This window comes from Noviherbaspirillum sp., assembly GCF_036846085.1.
Classification (GTDB): Bacteria; Pseudomonadota; Gammaproteobacteria; order Burkholderiales; family Burkholderiaceae_D; genus Noviherbaspirillum.
This window is the reverse complement of sequence record NZ_DAIUCO010000354.1, coordinates 1-4,207: the sequence shown is the minus strand read 5'-3', so window position 1 is coordinate 4,207 and position 4,207 is coordinate 1. Positions and strand designations below refer to the sequence as shown.

At 59.4% G+C, this 4,207-nt stretch carries 5 protein-coding genes; 1 reads left to right on the top strand and 4 read right to left on the bottom strand.

The genetic code is table 11. From position 1 onward, the window contains the following. Nucleotides 1-86 precede the first annotated feature (86 nt). Both V7080_RS24450 and V7080_RS24445 read right to left on the bottom strand, forming a co-directional pair. Complete coding sequence (locus V7080_RS24450) at nt 87-749, bottom strand: Ku protein (RefSeq protein ID WP_334190981.1); 663 nt, start codon at nt 747-749, stop codon at nt 87-89. 210 nt (nt 750-959) lie between these two features. After that, entirely contained in the window at nt 960-1,568 is a 609-nt protein-coding gene (locus V7080_RS24445) for a hemerythrin domain-containing protein (RefSeq protein ID WP_334190980.1), read from the bottom strand. A gap of 111 nt (nt 1,569-1,679) precedes the next feature. Between V7080_RS24445 and V7080_RS24440 the strand changes: the two genes are divergently transcribed. Then, a complete protein-coding gene (locus tag V7080_RS24440; RefSeq protein ID WP_334190979.1) occupies nt 1,680-1,865 on the top strand; it encodes a hypothetical protein in 186 nt (61 codons plus the stop codon). An 88-nt stretch (nt 1,866-1,953) separates the two neighbouring features. Here V7080_RS24440 and V7080_RS24435 read toward each other — a convergent pair whose 3' ends face one another. Both V7080_RS24435 and V7080_RS24430 read right to left on the bottom strand, forming a co-directional pair. Continuing rightward, on the bottom strand, nt 1,954-3,087 hold the full coding sequence (locus tag V7080_RS24435) for a glycosyltransferase family 9 protein (protein WP_334190978.1): 1,134 nt from the start codon (nt 3,085-3,087) through the stop codon (nt 1,954-1,956). Further along, nucleotides 3,084-3,731, bottom strand: a complete 648-nt coding sequence (locus tag V7080_RS24430) for a D-glycero-alpha-D-manno-heptose-1,7-bisphosphate 7-phosphatase (protein ID WP_334190977.1) — start codon at nt 3,729-3,731, stop codon at nt 3,084-3,086. Before V7080_RS24430 ends, V7080_RS24435 begins: the two co-directional genes overlap by 4 nt. Nucleotides 3,732-4,207 lie beyond the last annotated feature (476 nt).

The window sequence follows — 4,207 nt, the reverse complement described above, 5'->3', positions numbered from 1 at the left end:
TCTTCATGCCGCCGATGAAGCGGCATGAAGACGGGGACCACGAAAGGGAAGGCCCTCGCACGTCGGCGAGGACACAGGTTCGCCGGTCAGAACGACCTTCGCATCCTGTGCGACCGGCCTGGCCGCGCCGGCTGATGCGCGGTGCGGACACGTCTGGTGCCGGCAAGGGGCGTATGCATGCTGGGCCGCAGGATGCCGATGAGGTCGTCGTCGGTCAATTCGAGATCGTCCTCCTCTTCTTCCATCGGTGCCAGCAGCATGCCGGTGGACCCCTTGGCCGTGCCGGATGACTGCATCGCTCTCAGGACATCCGCATCGACGGCATCGGCGTACCGGCTGATATCCCATGAGGTGGTCATGCTTTCCACCAGTTCGGCGGCATTCTCCAGTTCTTCTTCCGTCACGTCCACCGTCTCGATGTCTTCCGGCGGAAAATCCAGTCCGCCCAGGGCCCGTATGTCGCCGGCCCAACGCAGGGTATTCAACACCAGCGCCGGACCGCGCGGCGTCAGTACGGCGAGGTGCTGCTTCGATTGGATCACCACATGGGCGATGCCGATCTTCTTGGTGCGGTGCAGTGTTTCGCGCAGGACCGCGTAGACCTTCTCGCCGCCAGGGGCGGGGGCGAGGTAATAGGGCGTTTCAAAATACAGAAAGGGTACTTCCTTCGCCTCAACGAACGCGAAAATATCCACTGCATGGGTTGATTTGACATGGCCGATGCCGATATCTTCATCCAATAAAGTCACGTCGCACCTTTATTTTCATGGTTTCTGACTGGGGCCGATGCGGCAGGAGCGCCGCATCGGCATTTACATAACAACTTGGTCAGTCACGTTCCTGTTTCCACCGCATGAGCAATGGCGGATACGGGCTTGCAAGGCTGTTCGCGGCAACCGCACCGCATGAAGCCAACGCGGCATCATGCGGTGGAAGGCAAGACGTCGATCCGCGCGTCGTCAATGGACGTTCTTACGGGTCGTTTTCTTGGGTGCCGCCTCATGCTCTTCCTCTTCATCGTCCTCCTCTGCGTCGAGCCCGAGTTCGTCGCGCAATTCCATCTTGCGCTCCATGACCTGCTCGGCCATCGCCACGAGGTCGATCTTGGCTTTCTTCGCCTTCTGGAACATTTCCTTTTCTTCTTCCTGCACGTGATGCTTGACGTATTCGCCCAGCACGGTGAATTTGGCGTCGTACAGTTCGTCGCCCGGCTGCATGGCTGCCAGTTCGGTAATCAGCTGCTTGGCGGTGTTATGTTCGACTTCCGCTTCGTCGAGCATGTCTTCGTCATCGATCGCTTCGCGCAGCGCCGGATAGAAAATCTCTTCCTCCAGCTGCGCATGGATGGTCAGCTCGGCGCAGGCGGTTTCCACCAGAAGCTGCTTGGCTTCCTGGTCGTTGTCTTCCTTTTCCTTCATCTTCTCGAACTGCTCGAACATCTTGTTGACCTTTTTATGGTCTTCCTTGAGCAACTCGAGCACGTCCTGGGCGCCCTTGCCGGTCGATTTTGGAGCAGCCTTGGCAGCGCTGGATTTCGTGGAAGCCTTGGAAGTGGCATTGCGTGGCATAGTGATCTCCTTGGTTATGTAGCGTACAAGAGCAATCGCAAAGTCCATGCCATCGTATGGGATATCCCGCTTTTGGACAGGGTCCGGGAATTCGTGCCACGACACACATCAATGACCTTGTCACATTTATTTCAGGTTTGTACCCGTGGCCTCGAAATTGACAAAGTTGCGATGGAAAATATGCTGCCGACGATGTTTCCTGCGCGACGGCTGCCGGCCATGCCGACGTATTCGGCGGTGGAGGTTCCGGCGAGAATGGACGGCGATGCACTCCGGGAAAACCGTTTTTGCAATTGACGGGTAAAACTTACAGCAGGAAAGTCGGAAGTCTGCACGTTGGCTTCATCGGTTCAGTAGGTGCTTGCAACCTTGCAACAATCTTGTTTTACAAAGCTGCCGATGTCGCGTCATGCACCGGCGATGTCCGGGGCGGGCTCATCCCTGTCGTGGTCATCCTTTCCTGCAGCAATTCGATCGCCGCGTCGGCAACCCGCAGCGGCGGAACCTGTGCCAGGCAGGCGTGATGCCCTTCGGGACAGACACTCTTGTAGCAATTGCGGCAGGGCACATCATGAAACAGGACTCTGCTGGGAACCAGCCACGGCGTATGTTGCGGGTTGGTGAGTGCATACAGATCCACCACCGGTGTGCCGACCGCCGCCCCGATATGCGCCGGACCGGTGTTGTTGGCAATCAGGACAGGTGCCATCGAAATCAGCGCAGTGAGCTCGCCCAGGCCAAGCTTGCCGGCAAGCGAGATTGTGTGCGGTACGTCGTGCCGGATTTCGTCGACAAGCGGAATTTCCTGCTGGCTGCCTGTAAAGATTAGCGGACAGGCAAGTCGCTGCGAAAGCAGTTTTGCGGTTTCGCGCCAGAGGTGCGGCGGATAGCGTCGCGATGCCGCGGTCGCGCCCGGATGCAAGATCATCCAGGGCCGGCTTTCATCGATACCCATCGACTGCAGCAATCGGCATACCGCGGCCCTGTCTTCGGTGGGAACCCGCATCGACAGGCGTTCGTCATCGATCCGGCATCCAATCGTGTCCACCAGATCGAGCTGGCGGCGGACCTCATGCCGCACCTGGCGATGCGGTTCGGGATCGGGTATCCAGTCGGTCAGTAATTGGTAGGGATTTTCGCGGCAATGCGCAAGCCGCAGCGGGATGCCCGCAAGATAGCAGAGCATCGCCGCCGGCAATGCACTCTGGCTATAGGTGGTGAAGATCACGGCTCCATCGAAGCCGGCGGTGCGCAGTGTTTGCGCCATTGCGAGATCGACGTCGGGCGAATGCGGCTCGCTGCTTTTCAGCCACGGCGCGGGATACGTGATTACCGCGTCCACGTCCGGGATATAGCGTGCGACTGCCGCGCCGCCGGGCGAGGTCATGAGCGTGATGCGGCGCCCGGGACGCGATTGCTTCAACGCCCGGATCGCCGGCGTCATCATCAGTACATCGCCCAGGTAGTCGAGCCGGATGCAGAGCAGGTTGCCGGCATCCTGCCATCCGGCCGTCGTCATGGGCGCGCCGCTTCGCCGCCGACGCTGCCGTTCGCAGGGAGGGGCGTGACCAGGTTGCCCATATCGTCGACGCTGCCCTCCAGGGGTAGGCGGCCGTAGGCTTCGATCGCCCGCGCTGCCGCATACAGGTTCGGCACGGTCAGGTCCGGCTTGCGCTGGGGCGACATTTTCCACTCGGTTTCATTGCCGTTGTCGATGAGAACGGTCCGGCATCCGGCTCGCTGGCCCGCTTCCACATCATCGAGAATGTCGCCAATCATCCATGATCGGTGCAAGTCGATGCCATGATCGTTGGCAGCCCTGGTCAGCATGCCGGGCATCGGTTTGCGGCAGGTGCAGGCTACCGCATACCGGTTGATGACGCCTTGCGGACTGTGCGGGCAGTAGTAGAAACCGTCGAGCCTGACGCCATATTGCGCCAGCAGTTCTCCGAGACGGCGTTCGACCGGGCCGAGTGCCGATTCGGTGAAGATGCCTTTGGCAATGCCGGCCTGGTTGCTGACGACGAACAGCCGGTAGCCCATTTGCTGGAACAGCTGCAGGGCGGGACCGGCAAGCCATGTGAGTTCGATGAGTTGCGGGTTGACGTTGTAGGGGACGTTTTCTACGAGGGTGCCGTCCTTGTCGAGGAAGATTGCTTGCATGGTTGGTGGTGGTGGTGGTTTGGAAATCGTTGTTGCCGGCGGGCTTGCTCTCTTGCTTTGGCGGCAGGGCGCATATCGGTAGTGGGCGGTGTTATGACGAAGCAAGAAGAACGCCTTCCGGCGTGCTGGTGCAAACACACTTTGTTCGTTGAAACCTTAACGTTTCCGTTGGGAGGCATGTTCATATATCGCAAACACTTCTTCGGAATGTTCCGGTTGTCGTTCTTGTGCAGGGCCTTGCCGGGATTCTGGAAAGCATGCTGTCCGCCTGCAAAACGGTACTCGCTTGCAAGCCAGTACGCGCCCCGCAAGGGGGAATCTAGAGCGACGGAGAGCCTCCACTAATGCATCACCTTCGTCATTCCCGCGCAGGCGGGAATCCAGAGCGACGGAGTATCTCCGGCAGTACAACGGCTTCAGTTCTTCGAAGAGACTAGCCGGGACTGGCCCCGGCGGGCCACCTACTTTTTTGCTTC

Bases quoted from the DNA above. Each gene is read 5' to 3' on its own strand.
- V7080_RS24445 (WP_334190980.1), bottom strand. From the start codon at position 1,568: ATGCCACGCAATGCCACTTCCAAGGCTTCCACGAAATCCAGCGCTGCC.
- V7080_RS24440 (WP_334190979.1), top strand. From the start codon at position 1,680: ATGACCTTGTCACATTTATTTCAGGTTTGTACCCGTGGCCTCGAAATT.
- V7080_RS24435 (WP_334190978.1), bottom strand. From the start codon at position 3,087: ATGACGACGGCCGGATGGCAGGATGCCGGCAACCTGCTCTGCATCCGG.
- V7080_RS24430 (WP_334190977.1), bottom strand. From the start codon at position 3,731: ATGCAAGCAATCTTCCTCGACAAGGACGGCACCCTCGTAGAAAACGTC.